The organism is Flavobacterium koreense (genome assembly GCF_054776075.1).
Genome location: NZ_BAAHCF010000032.1, coordinates 116,119 through 134,367, shown reverse-complemented (window position 1 = coordinate 134,367; position 18,249 = coordinate 116,119). Strand labels below are relative to the sequence as shown.

Below are 18,249 nucleotides of genomic sequence, written 5' to 3'. Positions count from 1 at the left end.
TTTTAAAACTATAATAAAATTTATTATTTTACTTCTTCAAAATCAACATCTTGAGTTTGATCACCACTTGCATCAGCTTGTGGTTGAGCTTCTTGAGCTTGACCTTGGTCACCTTGAGCGTACATTGCTTCTGTAGCAACTTTCCAAGCAGCGTTTACATTGTCAAGACCTTTTTGAATTGCTTCTAAATCTTGATTTTGGTGCGCCATTCTCAATTCAGTTAAAGCTGATTCGATTCCTACTTTATGATCATCAGATAATTTATCACCAAGTTCTTTCAATTGACTTTCTGTTTGGAAAATCATACTGTCAGCTTCGTTCAATTTTTCTGCTTTTTCTTTAGCAATTCTATCGCTTTCAGCATTCATTTCAGCATCTTTTTTCATTCTTTCGATTTCTTCTGCTGTTAAACCAGATGAAGCTTCGATACGAATATCGTGAGATTTACCTGTTCCTTTATCAGTTGCGGAAACTTTGATGATACCATTAGCATCAATATCAAAAGTTACTTCAATTTGAGGAACACCTCTTGGTGCTGGTGGAATTCCATCTAAGTGGAAACGACCGATTGTTTTATTATCTGCAGCCATTGTTCTTTCACCTTGAATAACGTGAATTTCAACACTTGGTTGATTGTCAGCAGCTGTTGAGAATACTTGCGATTTTTTTGTTGGAATGGTTGTGTTAGACTCAATTAATTTAGTCATTACATTACCCATAGTTTCAATTCCTAATGATAAAGGTGTAACGTCTAATAACAATACATCTTTTACATCACCTGTTAAAACTCCACCTTGAATTGCAGCTCCGATGGCAACAACTTCATCAGGATTTACTCCTTTAGATGCTTTTTTACCAAAGAATTTTTCAACTTGTTCTTGAATAACTGGAATTCTTGTAGAGCCTCCAACTAAGATTACTTCGTCAATATCAGAAACAGATAAACCTGCATCTTTTAATGCTTTAGCAACTGGTTCCATTGAACGTTTTACTAAAGTTTCAGCTAATTGTTCAAATTTAGCACGAGTTAATGTTTTAACTAAGTGTTTTGGTCCTGAAGCCGTTGCAGTAACGTATGGTAAGTTAATTTCTGTTTGAGTTGAAGAAGACAATTCAATTTTAGCTTTTTCAGCAGCTTCTTTCAAACGTTGTAAAGCCATTGGATCTTTACGTAAATCAACACCTTCTTCAGTATTAAAATCGTTTGCCATCCAATCGATGATTACTTGGTCAAAATCGTCTCCTCCTAAGTGAGTATCTCCATTTGTAGACAATACTTCAAAAACTCCGTCTCCTAATTCAAGAACTGAGATATCAAATGTACCTCCACCTAAATCGTAAACTGCAATTTTTTGGTCAATTCCTTTTTTATCTAATCCGTAAGCTAATGCCGCAGCAGTTGGCTCATTGATGATACGCATTACTTTTAAACCTGCAATTTCTCCTGCTTCTTTCGTAGCTTGACGTTGTGCGTCATTAAAGTATGCTGGAACAGTAATAACTGCTTCTGTAACTGTTTGACCTAAATAGTCTTCAGCTGTTTTTTTCATTTTTTGAAGAGTCATTGCTGACAATTCTTGTGGTGTATAAAGTCTTCCGTCAATATCAACACGTGGTGTGTCGTTATCTCCTTTAACCACTTTATAAGCTACAGTCGATGCTTCTTTAGCACTTTCTGAGTATTTATTACCCATAAAACGTTTTATTGACGCTATGGTTTTAGTAGGATTTGTTACAGCCTGTCTTTTTGCAGGATCACCTACTTTAATTTCGCCACCTTCTACAAATGCAATTACAGATGGTGTAGTTCTCTTTCCTTCTGCATTAGCAATTACAACTGGTTCTCCACCTTCCATAACTGACACGCAAGAATTGGTTGTACCTAAATCGATACCAATAATTTTTCCCATTTTCTTAATTTTCTATTTAATGTTTTTATTTAGTTTTTCAACTTGTTTGTGATATGACAATGATTGTGCCAAGTGAAATTTGAGAATAAATTGTCAGTTTTGAGAAGATTTTATATGACAAGATGACATTATTAAGTACAAAATATGAAGTTGGAAGTACGAAGATTTGATTTAAAATTATCAAATTCTTATTTATGTACCAATAAAACTATTTATTTTTCAGTTATTCACTTATATTTGTCTTTCAAACTAAACTTTTCTTTATGGAAGAATGCATCTCGGTTTTTGATATGTTAAAGATTGGTGTTGGACCATCAAGTTCTCATACACTTGGACCTTGGCGTGCCGCTGAACGATTTTTGGCTGAATTAAATCAAGAAAATTTACTAAACACTACAACTCGAGTTAAAGTAGATTTATATGGTTCACTATCATTAACTGGTGTTGGTCACGCTACTGATTTGGCAGTAATGTTAGGCTTGAGCGGACAAGACCCAGAATATATTCCTGTTGAGAATATTGACAAAATCATAACTTCCATAAAAAACACTCATCAAATCAACTTAGGAAATCAGCTTTTAATTTCTTTTGATGTTGAAAAAGATATTGTTTTCAATAAAAACTTTTTGCCTTTTCATGCTAACGGAATGACTTTTACAGCATTTACTTCTAACAAAGAATATACTTCTACCTTCTACTCTATTGGTGGCGGATTTGTAGTGAAAGAAGAACGTGTCAATGCTAAGAAAAAATTAGAAATTAAATGTGCTTTTCCTTATCCAGTTCAAAATGCACAAGAGTTATTGGATTATTGCACTACACAAAATAGAAAAATATCAGAAGTTGTTTACGACAATGAAAAATCGATGCGTTCGGAAGAAGAAATTGATAAAGAGTTAATGCGCATTTGGAATACCATGTTAGAATGTATGTACATAGGTTGTCATTCAGAAGGCATACTTCCTGGTGGATTGAATGTTCGTCGAAGAGCTTTTGATATGCACCAAGGTTTGATTGGTTTATCCAATTATAATTCACCTCAAGAATGGTTAGAATGTATAAGAAAAACGGAAGTTAAATTTCGTCAAATTCTAAAATGGGTTTCGTGTTTTGCCTTGGCAGTAAATGAAGTAAACGCAGCTTTAGGAAGAGTTGTAACAGCTCCAACAAACGGAAGTGCTGGAGTTATTCCTGCTGTTTTGATGTATTATTTGGTTATAGAAAATCACGAAGCTGGCGAAAAAGAAATCAAGCAATTCTTGATGGTTGCTGGCGAAATTGGAAGTATTTTCAAAAAAGGTTCAACCATTTCAGCAGCAATGGGCGGATGTCAAGCAGAAATTGGCGTTTCTAGTGCAATGGCAGCTGCAGCTTTATGTGAAGTTATGGGTGGAACTCCAGACCAAGTGCAAATGGCAGCAGAAATCGCAATGGAACATCATTTAGGTTTAACTTGTGATCCTATTGGTGGTTTGGTTCAAATTCCATGTATAGAAAGAAATACAATGGGTGCAATTAAAGCAATAAATGCAGCTGAATTAGCTATGGAAACTGATGCGAAAAATGCAAAAGTTCCTTTAGATAAAGTTATTAATACCATGTGGCAAACAGCTAAAGACATGAATTCTAAATATAAGGAAACTTCAGAAGGTGGCTTGGCAGTTGCCGTGAATGTTGCCGATTGTTAGATATAAAAAAGGAGATGATTTACTTTCATCTCCTTTTTAATTTAAATATATCAAAGTAACTTATTTGATATATACTTCAATAGTACCACTGGCATCTTTTAATTTTAGTTCACTCAACGTAAGATTAACAATATCTTGAGTAGTGGTAACACCATCTACAACTCTTGTTAAATTATTGTGTGATCTAGAATAAATACCTTGATCTGTAAACAAAGCACAAGGATCAATTGTAGAATCATAATTACCTTCTTGAACAGTATTGTCTGATTTTAGGTCCATGAAATCTTTTTCACATCCTGATTGGTTTTGTGGAGCGTCAATTAAAGTTTCAACTCCAGAAACAGTAGTTCCGACTTTACTTATACTCCATTTTCCTGTTAAAGGAGCTAATGTTTCTCCATCATTGTCATCATCACTACATGAAATTGTGAAGAAACCAAAAACAGCAACCATCATCACCACAACTAAACTTCTACTTTTTACATTAACTTTTCTCATAACATTTTAGATTAATTTGTTAATGACAAAGTTAGTTGTGCAACGTTCAAACAATATTACACTTTAAATTTAAAAAATTGTATAATTAAATTAAACTAAAAATAATCGTTTGTAAAAAATATTCAAAAAATTAATTTTTCAATTTTTCAATTTCAGATTTCAATAACTCAATTTCAGAATTTAATTTATCGAACTCTTTTTGATTGGTTTTTCCTGCTTCAATAGTTTGATAAATTCTAATTTTTGAATCTTTTAAATCATATTTTGAAAGTTGTTTTTGAATTGAGTTTTGAAGCGAATCATCATATCTTTCAACAATTACATCAACTTCGATTAATTTAGTTTTATCATCTATTTTGGTCTGAACAACATGGTATTTTGAATCAATTTCGTTGGTTACAAATTGGTTTGCTTTAGACAAATAAATATTTGTTACTGCAAAATTATAAGCTAAATACATCGCAGGAATTATTGCTAGAAAAATCAAAACTCCAAACCAACTATTTACATGCTTTACATTTTCCTTAGAATGTGGACTAAATTTCAAATATTTGACAATAATATAACTTCCAACACAGATAAAAAGAGCATTAATGAAGTAAGTATAAAGTCCGCCAACAAAGTATTCCCATTGCAAGGTTGCCAATCCGAAACTTGCTGTACATAATGGCGGAATACATGAAGTTGCCACTGCTACTCCAATTAAAACTTGTGTTCCATTATGACGCGAAATAGCTATAAATCCTGCCATTCCGCCAAGAAATGCTAATAAAACATCAAATATAGTTGGATGTGAAAAGGATAATAATTCATCGGTTGCAATGGCATAAGGCGTTATTAAATAGTAAATTGTTGCAACGAATAAACTTATAAGTACAATTCGTAATGCATTTTGGATACTAACTTTTAACAAATCTAAATCAGAAACTCCTAATGAAAAACCGATTCCGAAAATTGGTCCCATAAGTGGTGAAATTATCATCGCACCAATAACAGCCGCTTTCGAATTAATGTTTAATCCAATGCAAGAAATGAATATCGCAAAAGCAAGAAGCCATAGGTTTTTTCCTTTAAAAACAACACCTTCTCTTACTTCTCTGTCGGTTTCTAATTCATCTTCCTGACTTCCTTTTAAGTCAAAAAGTGAACGGAAATAGCGCTTTATAATTTGAATTCTTGTACTCATTTAAAATCGTAGAATGAAACGCTAATTTAGAATTAAAACTCAAAACTTAAACTAGTTGTCAAAAAGAAATTTGAATTAACTAAATCAGAACCTTTGGCAAATACTTCTTTCTTGCTATCAAAGTAACGAGCTTCTGTTCTTAATTTCACTTTTGAATTGGGTAGATAATCGAAATTTAAAGAAAATCCAAGAGTTTTAAATTCGTCATTTGTGGCAATAATTACATTCTTTTCATCTTGGTAATATTCGGTTCTAAAAGCCGTTTGCCATTTTGGATTTATTGAATATTGCGCAATAAAAACAGGACTTAACCAAGATGCAGATGAGTTATTTTTTGAACTTAAATCTTGCAAACCATAATCAAAACCTGCAATGGTTCGCCATTTGTCATTCCATTTTTTATCAAAATATAAATTACTGAAATAACGCATAGTATAATCAATTCCATTAAACTCCTTTCCCACGAAAGTACTCCAATTTAAAGTTGAATTTGCTGATGATTTATAAACAATTTGAGTTCCTAAAGATGGCGCAACATCTTTTTGAGGTTTATTGATTCGTTGCCAACCATTGGTCAATAAAGCAGCAAAATTCCATTTATCTGAAGGTTTGTAGTTGTACTTTACACCTGTCATAAAATAAGGCGAATTTTCAGCTAATATAGAACGAGTTAAAGTCAAATTGGAAGCTGTTGTAGCTGATTCAAATCCTAAATAACTTGGTAAAATTCCAACTTCTATTGAATGTTTTTTTGATTGATCTAGATACAAACCAACATAAGCTTCGTTAATATATTTTATCTTTTCGTTAGCATAATTATCATCAACATAAGTTCCTGATTGTAATGACAATACTGCATAAGCATTTTCATATTCTACTTTTGCACGTAGTAATCCAATATTGATATTAAACTCATTATGACGATTGTAATTGTACATAAATGGCAATTTTGAATCGGTTAATGGTTGATTAAAATCATAAGAATAGTAAGTTTCTACAAATCCTGAAAAAGTGGTTTTTAGTTCGCTTTTTTCTTGAGAGAATAGTTGACTAAAAATAAGTAGCGCTAAAATTGTAAATGTACTTTTCATAATTATTTTCTTCTTGTATCAATTACGTAAATAATTTTCCAAATACCATTTTCTTTATAAAGTGAGAAAGAATTTGTTCCAAAATAACTTAAGCTTCCATTAATATAGAATTCGTAAGGTGTCCAAACATGAGCTAAAGATCCGTCAACTTGAATGTTATAATTCAAAATCTTCTCTTGAAACTGCATTTTATTTGGAATTGAAGAAATCATTTCAAAAAATTCTTTACCAAGAAAATTGGTTAACATATTGCCTTTTGAATTTTCATGAACAGAATTAAAAATAATTTTGTCATCACAAACTGATTTCATTTTAACAGTATCTTTAGCATGAAAACCTTCAAAAAAAGTTTCAATAACTTTCTGAAATTCTTGATTTTGAGCTTGAATAGAATTAGCAAAAATCATTATAAAAAGAAATATTGTTTTTTTCATTTTAGAACAAATTTATAATTACATCAATATTAGTATATTTTTAGTTGTATTTATTACAAAACTAATCGATTTTATTACTTTTACAACCTCTTAATCTAAGAAGTCTAAAAATCTAATCATCAAAGAAGTCTAAATATGTCAGTAGCCAAAAAAGATTACAAACGAATTACAACCAAATCATTAATTGAAATGAAAGCCAATGGCGAGAAAATTTCAATGCTAACCGCCTATGATTTCACTATGGCAAAAATCGTTGATACTGCTGGTGTTGACGTAATTTTGGTTGGAGATTCAGCAAGTAATGTTATGGCCGGACACGAAACTACTTTACCAATAACATTAGACCAAATGATTTATCATGCTTCTGGAGTTGTTCGTGCTATTGAAAGAGCATTGGTTGTAGTAGATTTACCTTTTGGAAGTTATCAATCTGATCCTAAAGAAGCATTGCGTTCGTCTATTAGAATCATGAAAGAATCTGGTGGACATGCAGTAAAATTGGAAGGTGGAAGTGAAATCAAACAATCTATAAAAAGAATATTAGCTGCTGGAATTCCGGTGATGGGACATTTAGGTTTAACACCACAATCAATCTACAAATTCGGAACTTATACCGTTCGAGCTAAAGAAGATGCTGAAGCAGAGAAATTGATTGAAGATGCCAAATTATTAGAAAAACTGGGATGTTTTGCTTTAGTTTTAGAAAAAATTCCTGCCGCTTTAGCTGAAAAAGTTGCTAAAAGTATTTCGATTCCTGTTATCGGAATTGGTGCTGGAGGTGGCGTTGATGGACAAGTACTTGTAATTCATGACATGCTTGGAATGAACAACGAATTCAGTCCAAGATTCTTACGCCGCTATTTAGATTTATACGATCAAATGACTAAAGCAATTGGAAATTATGTAGCTGATGTAAAAAGTCAAGATTTTCCTAATGCTAATGAACAATATTAAGTTTAGATAATTGGATTATTAGATTGTTAGACTATTTGATTTATGCATAGATTTAAGGATTTAGAAATTTGGAAATTGAGCAGACAATTGTGTTCTCAAATTTATTTAACAACATCTCATTTTCCTGATAACGAAAAATTTGGATTAACAAATCAACTTCGACGAGCATCTGTTTCTGTACCATCAAATATTGCAGAAGGTTGTTCTAGAAGTAGTGATAAAGATTTTTCAAGATTTCTTGAAATTGCAATTGGTTCATTATATGAAATTGAAACTCAATTATTAATCGCTTTTGATTTAGGATATATAAATCAAACAAAATTAGATGAGCTACTTTATAATTTAGATATAATCATAAAAATGACTTCTAAATTTCGTAGTACATTAAAAATCTAAGATTCTAAAAATCCAATAATCTAAATATCTATTTTGAAAATCGTTTCCAACAAATCCAACCTACAAATTCTTCACGAAGACAATCATATTATTGTGATTAATAAACGTGTTGGAGATATTGTGCAAGGTGATAAAACTGGTGATAAACCGCTTTCTGAAATCGTTAAAGAATATATTAAAGACAAATACAACAAACCTGGCGAAGTTTTTCTAGGTGTTGTTCATCGATTGGATAGACCTACAACTGGAATTGTAGTTTTTGCTAAAACTAGCAAAGCATTAGAACGTTTGAATAAAATGTTTAGTGAACGTGAAACCAATAAAACCTATTGGGCAGTTGTAAAAAACAAACCACCAAAAAACGAAGATAATCTGATTCATTTTCTAAAAAGAAATGAAAAAAACAATACTTCAAAAGCGCATTTAAAAGAAGTTCCTGAAAGCAAAAAAGCTTCTTTAGATTATAAAATCATCAAAGAATTAAATAACTATTTTGCTTTAGAAATCAATCTTCATACTGGAAGACATCATCAAATTCGCGCACAATTACAAGCCATTGGTTGTCCAATAAAAGGTGACTTAAAATATGGTTTTGACCGAAGTAATCCAGATGGTGGTATTCATCTTCATGCACGAAAATTAGCTTTTACTCATCCGGTTTCAAAAGAGCAAATTGAAATAATTGCTCCTACTCCATCGGATGCCATTTGGAATTCGATTTAAAAAGATTAACTTTACTCCACAATCGCATAGGGTTTTATGCGTTTTAATTGTTATTAACCCAAATTTACAATTATAATCTATGAAAAAATTAATCTTATTATCCTCATTTTTAATGTCGGTAACGGCATTCTCACAAGACCATTTTGCAGGTTTAACCAATTCTAGTAGAGTTGGAATTTTGACAACTTCAATAAATCCTGCCGAATTAGCTAATATGTCTAATAAATTTGAAATTAATGTTGTCGGATTTAGTTTTAATGTAGCAAACAACAAAATTGGATTTAGTGATTTAACATCTGATAAAGATATTGAAACATTACTATTTAATGGAAACGAACCTGTTAATCTTAGAGTTGACGCGGAAGCCTACGGATTAGGATTTGCTATAAAACACAAAAGTTGGGCATTAGCAATTACTTCTAAAATAAACGGAAAACTTGATGCTGTAGATGTTGATACAAAACTTGGAGACGCATTGGTTAATTCAGGTTTAAATAGTGTTTTAGGCTCTAGTTCAATTAATAATAATTACAACCAAAGACTTACCGGAACAACTTGGGGTGAAGTTGGTTTTACTTTGTCAAAAAATCTTTTAGATAAAGAAAAATATAAAGTTAATGTTGGTGCTACTTTCAAACTGTTATTTCCAGGTTCTTATTCTAATTTGGGTTTAGATAAATTTAATGGAACAATTAATAATGTTGGCTCTCAAGTATATTTAAACAATACAACTGCCAATTTAAACATTGCGTACTCAGGAGCATTAGCCAATAGTTTTTCAAATTTTGAGGATTATTCAAAATCGGTTTTTGGAGGATTAAACGGTTTTTCAGGTGATATCGGAATTAACTTCCAATGGAAAGATGAGCCAGAAACCAATCCAAAGAAAAATCAAAACAAATACAAATTTAATGCTGGTTTAGCACTTAGAAATATGGGTTCTATGACCTTTAGTGATGATAATAATTATAATACCAATTACACTTTAAACATACAACCTACCATTGCAAATCCACAAGGTTTAAACCTAAATCAGTTTGAAAACATCGATAATCTTCAACAGATTGAAACAATATTAATCAGTCAAGGTTATTTAACAAAGCAACCCGAAAAGAAAGACTTTAAAGTAAAACTTCCGTCTATTTTCTCAGCTTATGTAGATGTAAAAATAATCTCGAGACTCTTTGTTTCTGGTTATATTCAGCAAAAAGTAAATGATGATAATAGTAACGATCAAATTACTGCTCAAAATAGTTTCACAATTACTCCAAGACTAAATTTAGGCTTTTTTGAAGTTTATTCTCCTTGGACAAGCAACGAAATATCTGGATTTAATGGCGGAATTGGTTTTAGAGCTGGAGGATTTTATTTAGGCTCTGGTTCTATAATTACAGCAGCAATTAATGATAGTAAACAAGCTGATATTTATGGTGGCTTTAGATTAGCATTTTTATAATATCATGGAATATAAAACGAGCATCAGTTACCGAAAAGAAAAGCTGAAACAACTTTTACAGGTTGTAATAAATCATGAAAAGGAGATTATTTCAGCGCTATATAATGACTTTAAAAAACCAGAATTTGAAGCCGTTGTAACTGAGACCAGTTATGTAATTTCCGACTTAAAAGACACCATTAAAAACATCAATAGTTGGGCAAAACCTAAATGGGTTTTGCCTTCTCTATTAAATTTTCCTTCATCAGATTATATTTTACATGAACCTTATGGAAAAGTACTAATAATTTCACCTTGGAATTATCCTTATCAGCTGGCTCTTTGTCCTTTAATTGCTGCTGTTGCTGCAGGAAATCAAGTTGTCATCAAGCCATCAGAATTAACTCCGAATACATCAAAAATTATTGCGAAAATAATTTCAGAAGTTTTTGATAAAGAACATGTTACAGTTATTGAAGGTGGAATTGAAGTTTCTGAAAAACTTCTATCACAACGTTGGGATTATATTTTCTTTACAGGAAGTGTGGCTGTTGGAAAAATTGTTGCAAAAGCTGCAGCCGAATTTTTAACACCAGTTACTCTTGAACTTGGTGGAAAAAATCCATGCATTATTGATAAAAACTGCAATATCAAATTGACAGCTAAAAGAATTGTTTGGGGAAAATTTATTAATGCTGGACAAACCTGTATTGCTCCAGATTATCTATTAGTTAACGAAGAAATCAAACAAAAACTAATCGACGCTTTAAAAGAAGAAATTATTGCAGCCTATGGCGAAAACCCAGAAGAATCAAAGGATTTTGCTAGAATTGTAAATACTAAAAATTGGAAGCGATTAACCTCCTTTTTAGAAAATGAAACTATTTTATTTGGTGGAAAAATTAATGAAGTTGACAACTACATTGCTCCTACTTTATTAGATCAGTCAAAACTTGATAGTTTGGTAATGCGAGAAGAAATATTTGGACCCATATTACCAATAATTAGCTTTAAAGAGGAATCTGAAATTGAAATGATAATCTCTAAATATGAAAAACCTCTGTCTCTATATGTTTTTTCAAATAACACAAAATGGGCAAAAGGAATTATAAAAAAATATTCTTTTGGTGGTGGTTGTATTAATGACACTGTTGTACATTTTTCTAACAAACGCTTGCCTTTTGGAGGCGTTGGTTATAGTGGAATTGGTGCCTATCATGGAAGATTAAGTTTTGAAACTTTCTCTCATAGAAAATCAATTGTAAATAAATCTACTTGGCTTGATTTACCTATGCGATATGCTCCATACAAAGAAAAACTAAAAACTCTTAAAAAATTATTGAATTGGTTGTAAACAATTTAAAAGATTAATTTATTTTTTATATCTTGCTAAGAAATTTATAATTATAATTGAATGATTATAAACATTACTCTATTCAATTCTTTTCAAAATGGTTGTACGGAAAATTTATTTGGTTTTCTTCAACCTTTTATTGCTTTTAAAACAATTCCATTACTATTTTTTTTTAGAGAATGGTTTATATTAATTTCCTTAGCAATAGTTATCATATATATACTTTTTGTTTTTTTTATAAATAAAAAGAAAAAAGATAGCTTTATTAAAAACTTTTCTAGTTATGTTGCAAAAGAAGAACAATACAATATGTTTCTGCTCTTCCTTGGTATTTCAGTTATCTCAGTCGAAATAATTTTAGAAATATTTAAAATTAGAAATTCAAGCCAACTTATATTGAAAACAATAATTGGATTGTTTTTAATTTCTATTTACCTTTTAAATACTAAAACTAAGTTACTTAAAAATTCATTTTCTACTATATTTATATTATTATATCTAAGTTACTTTTCCTATAACATTTACAATATTATTTATAAACCATTTGAACTTTTTAGCTACGTATCTTTAATTGTAAATTTTTTTCTTTCTTATTATGTTTTCAAAAATTTATTGCAATATTGGACTTTTGTTAGTATTGTATTTCTTTTTACAATAAGCCTTTTTCAACAAGATATTCTACCAACAGATTTAGTAATTATATTAATAACATCTTTTATATTCACAGTTGCTATTCATTCTGCCAATCATATTTCAACAAGTAATACTCAAAACAGATTTCTATTTGCCAATGAAATTGTAAACCGCGGAAATATTATAACTATTGCTACAAATAAAAAAGGAGAAGTTTCTTTTTGTAGTAATCAAGTACTTAGTTTTTTAGGATATACTCCAAATGAAGTATTAGGATTAAAGTTTTGGGAATTAACCGAAGATGCCGATTTTATTGGTGAAGCCTATCATGATGATTATATTGATAACAGACTTTACGTTAGAAAACTAAAATGTAAAAATGGAGAGTATAAATACATCCAATGGAAAGACAAAAAGTTTTCTGATGACTTAATTATTGGAATCGGACAAGATGTTACTGAACAAATTCATGTTCAAAATCAATATAAAAATTTAATTGAAAATGCCAACGACATTATTTATGAAACCAATCTCAAAGGAAATTATACTTTTATAAACAAACATTCTGAAGTTATTTCTGGTTATAGTTTAGAGGAATTATATAAAAAACATTTTTCAGAATTAATACGTGATGACTACAAAGAAAAAGTGTTAGGTTTTTATTCTAGTATTAATAAAGGTGCTAACAAATTTCCAACATTAATATTTCCAATTGTTTCTAAAAATGGTGACTCAATTTGGCTCTCTCAAAATGTTTCAATAAATAGAAATGAGCACAATAAAATTACAGGTTATACTGTAATTGCAAGAGATGTTACACCAATTAAAGAAATTGAAATTGAAAAATTAAGAAAAGAAAGAAAACTTAGAACTTATAATGAAACTTTAAAGGAAATAACCTTAAAGAAATTTTTAAATCATAATGATTTTGAAGAATCGGTTGTAAAAATTTTACAATTAGTTGCAAAAACAGTTGATGTAAACAGAGTTAGTTATTGGAGCTACAAAACCGATTACATATTATGTGAAAATTTATTTCATTACAACCAAAACAAATTCGAAAGCGGAACAGTTATTTATAAAAAAGACTTTCCATCCTATTTTAAAGCAATAGAAAATGAAATTCAAATAGTAGCTTCAGATGTTACCACAAGTGAAGATACAAAAGAATTTTGTGCGGATTATTTCCCTAAAAACAATATTAAATCACTTTTAGACACGCCTATTAATCTGAACGGTAAACTAATTGGAGTTTTATGTCTAGAATCGGATACAAAAACTAAATATTGGGATAATGAAGATATAAATTTTGTAAGATCTATTGCTGATGTTATGACACTTTCAATAGAAACCCAAAAAAGATTAGAAGCTGAACAAAAACTTTCATACAAAAATGAAATGTTGAGTGTAATTACTCAAATTACAAACAAAGTGTTGATTAGTAAAAATAATTCCGAAATGTTTGAAGGTATTATAGATTCTATTGGAAAAGTTACTAAAACCGAAAGAATGTCCTTTTTCTTAAATAATGAAAATGAAAATACTATTGAACAAAAATGTCGTTGGACTAGAGAATCAAATGGAATAACTGAATTAAATCCAATATTAGTAAAAGTCAATCAAAATAATATTCCAGAAGTTATTGAGATTTTAAAAAACAACAAACCCTATTTTAGTATTGTTAAAGATATAAAAGACACTGTTACTCGTAAATTTTTAGATAAAGTAAACTCAAAATCAATATTATTTTTACCTATTCATGTAAAATCAAGTTTTTATGGGTTTATTGTTTTTGATGATCCTAATTATGAAAGAATATGGCAAATTGAAGAAATTAATACTTTACTCACACTAGCAAACAATATTTCTTCTGCAATTGAACGAAACTTAAATGAAGCCATAATACTTGAAAGTGAAGAAAAATTTAGACTACTTGCAACTAATATTCCTGGTACAGTACACCTTACGAAATATGGTGAAAAATGGTCTAAATTGTATTTAAACGATGAAATAGAAAACCTAACTGGATATCCAAAATCTGATTTTATTGAAAATAAAAGATATTTCATTGACTTAGTTCATCCCGATGATTTACCATATATCCATATAAAAGCAAAAGAACTTGAAAACAACAAACTTAAGTTTCACGTAATCTACAGAATAATAACTAAAGATGGAATCTGTAAATGGATAGAAGAATTTGGCGAGCCAATACTTAAAAATGGAGAAATAGAAAACATTGTTGGAATTATAATCGATATTACCCAGCGAATTGAAGTTGAAGATGCTATCAAAGCAAAAGAGTTTGCTGAAGCAGCAAATAAGGCAAAATCAGAATTTTTAGCTAATATGAGTCATGAAATAAGAACTCCTTTAAACGGAATTATTGGTTTTACCGACTTACTAAAAAACACTAAACTTGAAGCAATTCAAAAAAACTATATGAATACAATTAATGAATCTGCACATTCATTGATGGGAATTATAAATGATATCTTAGATTTTTCAAAAATAGAATCTGGTAAATTAGAGTTAGATATTAAAAAATATGATCTAATTGAAATTATTAGTCAAGTAATAGAATTAGTAAAATATGATACCAATATAAAAAACTTAGGTTTAGAAGTTACCATAAATGAATCAGTACCAAAATATGTCTATGTTGATGTTGTTAGATTAAAACAAATATTAATCAATTTGTTAGGAAACGCTGTTAAATTTACCGAAAAAGGAAAAATTACCTTATCAATTAAAACTTTAGAATCCATTTCAGGAAATAAAACAAAAATTAGATTTTCAGTATTAGACACTGGAATTGGGATTAAAAAAGATTTTCAAAAAGAAATTTTCAATGCCTTTTCACAAGGAGACAATTCAACTACTAGAAGATTTGGAGGAACAGGTCTTGGATTAACAATTTCTAATCAATTGCTTTCATTAATGGATAGTAAGTTAAATTTAGAAAGTGAAATTGGAAAAGGAAGTGAATTCTTTTTTGATGTGATTTTGAAAACAACAAACGAAAAAAGCTCACAATTAATTGATAATTTTGATTTAATAATAAATGAAAAAGAAAAAAACGATTTTGGTCATGAAAACTTCAAAGTATTGATTATTGAAGATAATAAAATAAACATGCTTTTAGCAAAAACATTAATCAAGCAAATTATTCCAAACGGAACAATATTTGAAGCCGAAAACGGAAAAATTGGTGTTGAAAAATTTAATATATTGCATCCCGATATAATTCTAATGGATGTACAAATGCCTATCATGAATGGCTATGAAGCAACACAAGAAATAAGAAAAACAACAAAAGGAAGACATATTCCTATCATTGCATTAACTGCTGGCACAGTTGTTGGTGAAAGGGAAAAATGTTTGGAAGTAGGAATGAACGATTATGCTTCCAAACCTATTCTAAAAGAAGTTCTTGAAGGAATAGTTTCAAAATGGTTAAAAAATTAAAAAACTAAACAAAATTATTAAATTATGAAATGGATTGGAAATCGTAAAAGTGATAACGTAGAAGACAGAAGAGGAATGTCTGGAGGCGGAAAAGCTGTAGTTGGTGGAGGTGGATTAGTAATCGTATTTTTTCTTGTGAAAATGTTTTTCCCAGAAGCGGCACCTTTACTTGATACATTTCAACAAAATCAAGCAAATCAACAAACCGAACAAACTGGTGAACAACGTGAGTTAACTCCTGAAGAAATTGAAATTGGAGATTTTGCAAAAACAGTTTTTGCCTACACTGAAGATACTTTCGGACAAATATTTCAAGAAAATAATTTACAATACGAACAACCAAAAATGGTACTTTTCTCTGATGCTGTAGAAACAGCTTGTGGAAGCGCTACCGCTGCATCAGGGCCTTTCTATTGCCCAGGTGACAAAAAAGTATACATGGATTTACGCTTTTTTGAAGAATTAAAAACTCGTTTTGGTGCCAAAGGTGGTGACTTTGCAATAGCGTATGTAATTGCACACGAAGTTGGACATCACATTCAAACCATTACAGGAACTTCTGGTAAAATGAGACAAATGCAACAAGGCATGAGTCAAACTGAAGCAAATAAACTTTCTGTTTGTTTAGAATTACAAGCCGATTTTTATGCTGGTGTATGGGCACATAATAATAAACAATATCTAGAAGAAGGTGATATAGACGAAGCATTAAGTGCAGCTCATGCTGTTGGTGACGATGCAATTCAAAGTAAAATGCAAGGTCATGTGCAACCAGATACTTTCACTCATGGAACATCTGAACAAAGAAAGTATTGGTTTAAACTTGGATACTCAACTGGTGATGTTAGTCAAGGTGATACCTTTGCTAAATATGGTTATGATTTGAGATAAAAACATCAAAAAAATACATTAATTAAGAGCAATAATTCAATTGCTCTTTTTTTTTAAATTAAATCAAAGTATAGAATTCTCTTATTGTTATCATTTTGATTAAAACAAACCAAATAATTTTATAAAAAATAAAAAAAATAGGTAAAAATTATCACTTTAACAATTCGTCTTTTAATGCCAAAAAATTAAATTTTGTTCAATGCTATTTATAATTTCAAATAGTAATTTTGCCTAAAATTTACTATCATGAAAGTCGGAATTGACAGCATTACTTTTGACCTGCCAAAAATACATTTACCTATAAAAGTTCTTGCAGAAAACAGAAACATTGAACCCGAAAAACTTGTAAAAGGTTTAGGCTTACACAAAATGAGTTTTCCAGATGTACACCAAGATGTCGTAACTTTTGCTGCCAATGCTGTTTACAAACTTATCCAACAAGAAAATCTAAACCCAAAAGATATTGCTCGAATTTATGTTGGAACAGAAAGCGCTGTCGATTCTTCGAAACCTATTGCAAGTTATATTACTGCACTACTTGAACAACAATTAGGAGAAGGAAGTTTCAATTATTGTGATACTTTAGACATGACTTTCGCTTGTATTGGAGCTGTAGATACTCTTCAAATAACTCTCGATTTCATCAGATTAAATCCAACCAAAAAAGCCATAGTTGTAGCCACCGACAATGCCAAATACGATTTGAATTCAACTGGTGAATATACTCAAGGTGCTGGAGCAATTGCTATGTTAGTTACTGCTAATCCAAGAGTTTTAACATTCTCTCAAGAAGTTGGCGTTTCTGCACAAGGTGTTTTTGACTTCTTCAAACCAAGGCGTTACTTTTCTAAAGATGAAATTCTAAAAACAAATGAAAATCCTGAATGGTTTGGAATTCTTGAAAATGAAATTGCTTTCTACAAAGAACAACCTGTTTTTGACGGACAATATTCTAATCAATGTTACATCAACAGAACTTCTGATGCTTATTTCAAATACAAAGAAATCAGCAACCAAAATGGAAAATTGTACGAAAGTTGGGAAAACATTTTGATGCACCTACCCTATTGTTTTCAAGCTCGAAGAACATTTGTAGAAATTTTTGCCAAAGAAAATAATCTAACAGAAGATATTAAAACCATTTCAAAATCTCCTGAATATTTAGAATTTGTAAACCAAACTATTTTTCCCTCAGAAATCGCTTCTGGTCAAGTGGGAAATATGTACACTGGCTCTATTTTCCTTGGAATGTTATCTGCATTATGCTATCATTTGCAACAAAACACTAATCTTACAAATAAAAAATTCGGATTCATAGCCTACGGTAGTGGTTCTAAATCAAAAGTTTTCGAAGCCGAAGTTCAAGAACATTGGCAATCGGTTATTGAAAAAACACAGTTATTTGAAACCCTAAACAATTCCACAGAAATAGATTTTGGAACCTACATTTCACTACACAAAAAAGAAAGAAAACACTCTGTTTTACAACCTAAAAATGAATTTATATTAGATTATATCGAAAAAGAAAATCCTGTTTTAGTTGGTGCTAGGTATTATAAATTTCAATAGCCAACACCTTAAGGTGTTG

Annotated in this window: 14 protein-coding genes; 9 read left to right on the top strand and 5 right to left on the bottom strand. The window is 30.3% G+C overall.

What is annotated here, in order from left to right:
• Positions 1 to 23: 23 nt before the first annotated feature.
• Positions 24 to 1,910: a molecular chaperone DnaK gene (gene dnaK / locus ACYU7A_RS12185; RefSeq protein WP_460576921.1), complete on the bottom strand. Its 1,887-nt coding sequence runs from the start codon at positions 1,908 to 1,910 to the stop codon at positions 24 to 26.
• Between the two features lie 263 nt (positions 1,911 to 2,173).
• On the opposite strand from dnaK, the gene ACYU7A_RS12180 reads away from it, so the two are divergent.
• On the top strand, positions 2,174 to 3,598 hold the full coding sequence (locus ACYU7A_RS12180; protein ID WP_460576919.1) for an L-serine ammonia-lyase: 1,425 nt from the start codon (positions 2,174 to 2,176) through the stop codon (positions 3,596 to 3,598).
• A 60-nt stretch (positions 3,599 to 3,658) separates the two neighbouring features.
• On the opposite strand, the gene ACYU7A_RS12175 is transcribed toward ACYU7A_RS12180, so the two are convergent.
• The 4 genes from ACYU7A_RS12175 to ACYU7A_RS12160 form a co-directional block, all read right to left on the bottom strand.
• A complete protein-coding gene (locus ACYU7A_RS12175) occupies positions 3,659 to 4,096 on the bottom strand; it encodes a lipocalin family protein (protein ID WP_460576917.1) in 438 nt (145 codons plus the stop codon).
• A 130-nt stretch (positions 4,097 to 4,226) separates the two neighbouring features.
• Complete coding sequence (locus ACYU7A_RS12170; protein WP_460576915.1) at positions 4,227 to 5,282, bottom strand: DUF389 domain-containing protein; 1,056 nt, start codon at positions 5,280 to 5,282, stop codon at positions 4,227 to 4,229.
• Positions 5,283 to 5,314: 32 nt separating this feature from the next.
• Positions 5,315 to 6,373 carry a porin gene (locus ACYU7A_RS12165; protein ID WP_460576913.1) on the bottom strand — a complete coding sequence of 353 codons (1,059 nt, stop codon included), beginning with the start codon at positions 6,371 to 6,373 and terminating at the stop codon, positions 5,315 to 5,317.
• Positions 6,374 to 6,375: 2 nt separating this feature from the next.
• Positions 6,376 to 6,807 (bottom strand): nuclear transport factor 2 family protein, encoded by a 432-nt coding sequence (locus tag ACYU7A_RS12160; protein WP_460576911.1) that lies wholly within the window; start codon positions 6,805 to 6,807, stop codon positions 6,376 to 6,378.
• Positions 6,808 to 6,942: 135 nt separating this feature from the next.
• On the opposite strand from ACYU7A_RS12160, the gene panB reads away from it, so the two are divergent.
• The 8 genes from panB (at position 6,943) to ACYU7A_RS12120 (ending at position 18,230) form a co-directional block, all read left to right on the top strand.
• The gene (panB, locus tag ACYU7A_RS12155) at positions 6,943 to 7,761 is read left to right on the top strand and encodes a 3-methyl-2-oxobutanoate hydroxymethyltransferase (protein ID WP_396147783.1); all 819 of its coding nucleotides are present in this window, start codon (positions 6,943 to 6,945) and stop codon (positions 7,759 to 7,761) included.
• 42 nt (positions 7,762 to 7,803) lie between these two features.
• Positions 7,804 to 8,157 (top strand): four helix bundle protein, encoded by a 354-nt coding sequence (locus ACYU7A_RS12150; protein WP_460576909.1) that lies wholly within the window; start codon positions 7,804 to 7,806, stop codon positions 8,155 to 8,157.
• A gap of 33 nt (positions 8,158 to 8,190) precedes the next feature.
• Positions 8,191 to 8,880: an RluA family pseudouridine synthase gene (locus tag ACYU7A_RS12145; protein ID WP_460576907.1), complete on the top strand. Its 690-nt coding sequence runs from the start codon at positions 8,191 to 8,193 to the stop codon at positions 8,878 to 8,880.
• Between the two features lie 79 nt (positions 8,881 to 8,959).
• The gene (locus tag ACYU7A_RS12140) at positions 8,960 to 10,336 is read left to right on the top strand and encodes a hypothetical protein (protein WP_460576905.1); all 1,377 of its coding nucleotides are present in this window, start codon (positions 8,960 to 8,962) and stop codon (positions 10,334 to 10,336) included.
• Positions 10,337 to 10,340: 4 nt separating this feature from the next.
• Positions 10,341 to 11,669, top strand: a complete 1,329-nt coding sequence (locus ACYU7A_RS12135; RefSeq protein WP_460576903.1) for an aldehyde dehydrogenase — start codon at positions 10,341 to 10,343, stop codon at positions 11,667 to 11,669.
• Positions 11,670 to 12,281: 612 nt separating this feature from the next.
• Positions 12,282 to 15,770, top strand: coding sequence for a PAS domain S-box protein (locus ACYU7A_RS12130; RefSeq protein ID WP_460576901.1), 3,489 nt, complete (start codon positions 12,282 to 12,284; stop codon positions 15,768 to 15,770).
• Positions 15,771 to 15,794: 24 nt separating this feature from the next.
• Positions 15,795 to 16,661 carry a KPN_02809 family neutral zinc metallopeptidase gene (gene ypfJ / locus ACYU7A_RS12125; RefSeq protein ID WP_460576899.1) on the top strand — a complete coding sequence of 289 codons (867 nt, stop codon included), beginning with the start codon at positions 15,795 to 15,797 and terminating at the stop codon, positions 16,659 to 16,661.
• Between the two features lie 246 nt (positions 16,662 to 16,907).
• Positions 16,908 to 18,230: a hydroxymethylglutaryl-CoA synthase family protein gene (locus ACYU7A_RS12120; RefSeq protein WP_460576897.1), complete on the top strand. Its 1,323-nt coding sequence runs from the start codon at positions 16,908 to 16,910 to the stop codon at positions 18,228 to 18,230.
• Positions 18,231 to 18,249 lie beyond the last annotated feature (19 nt).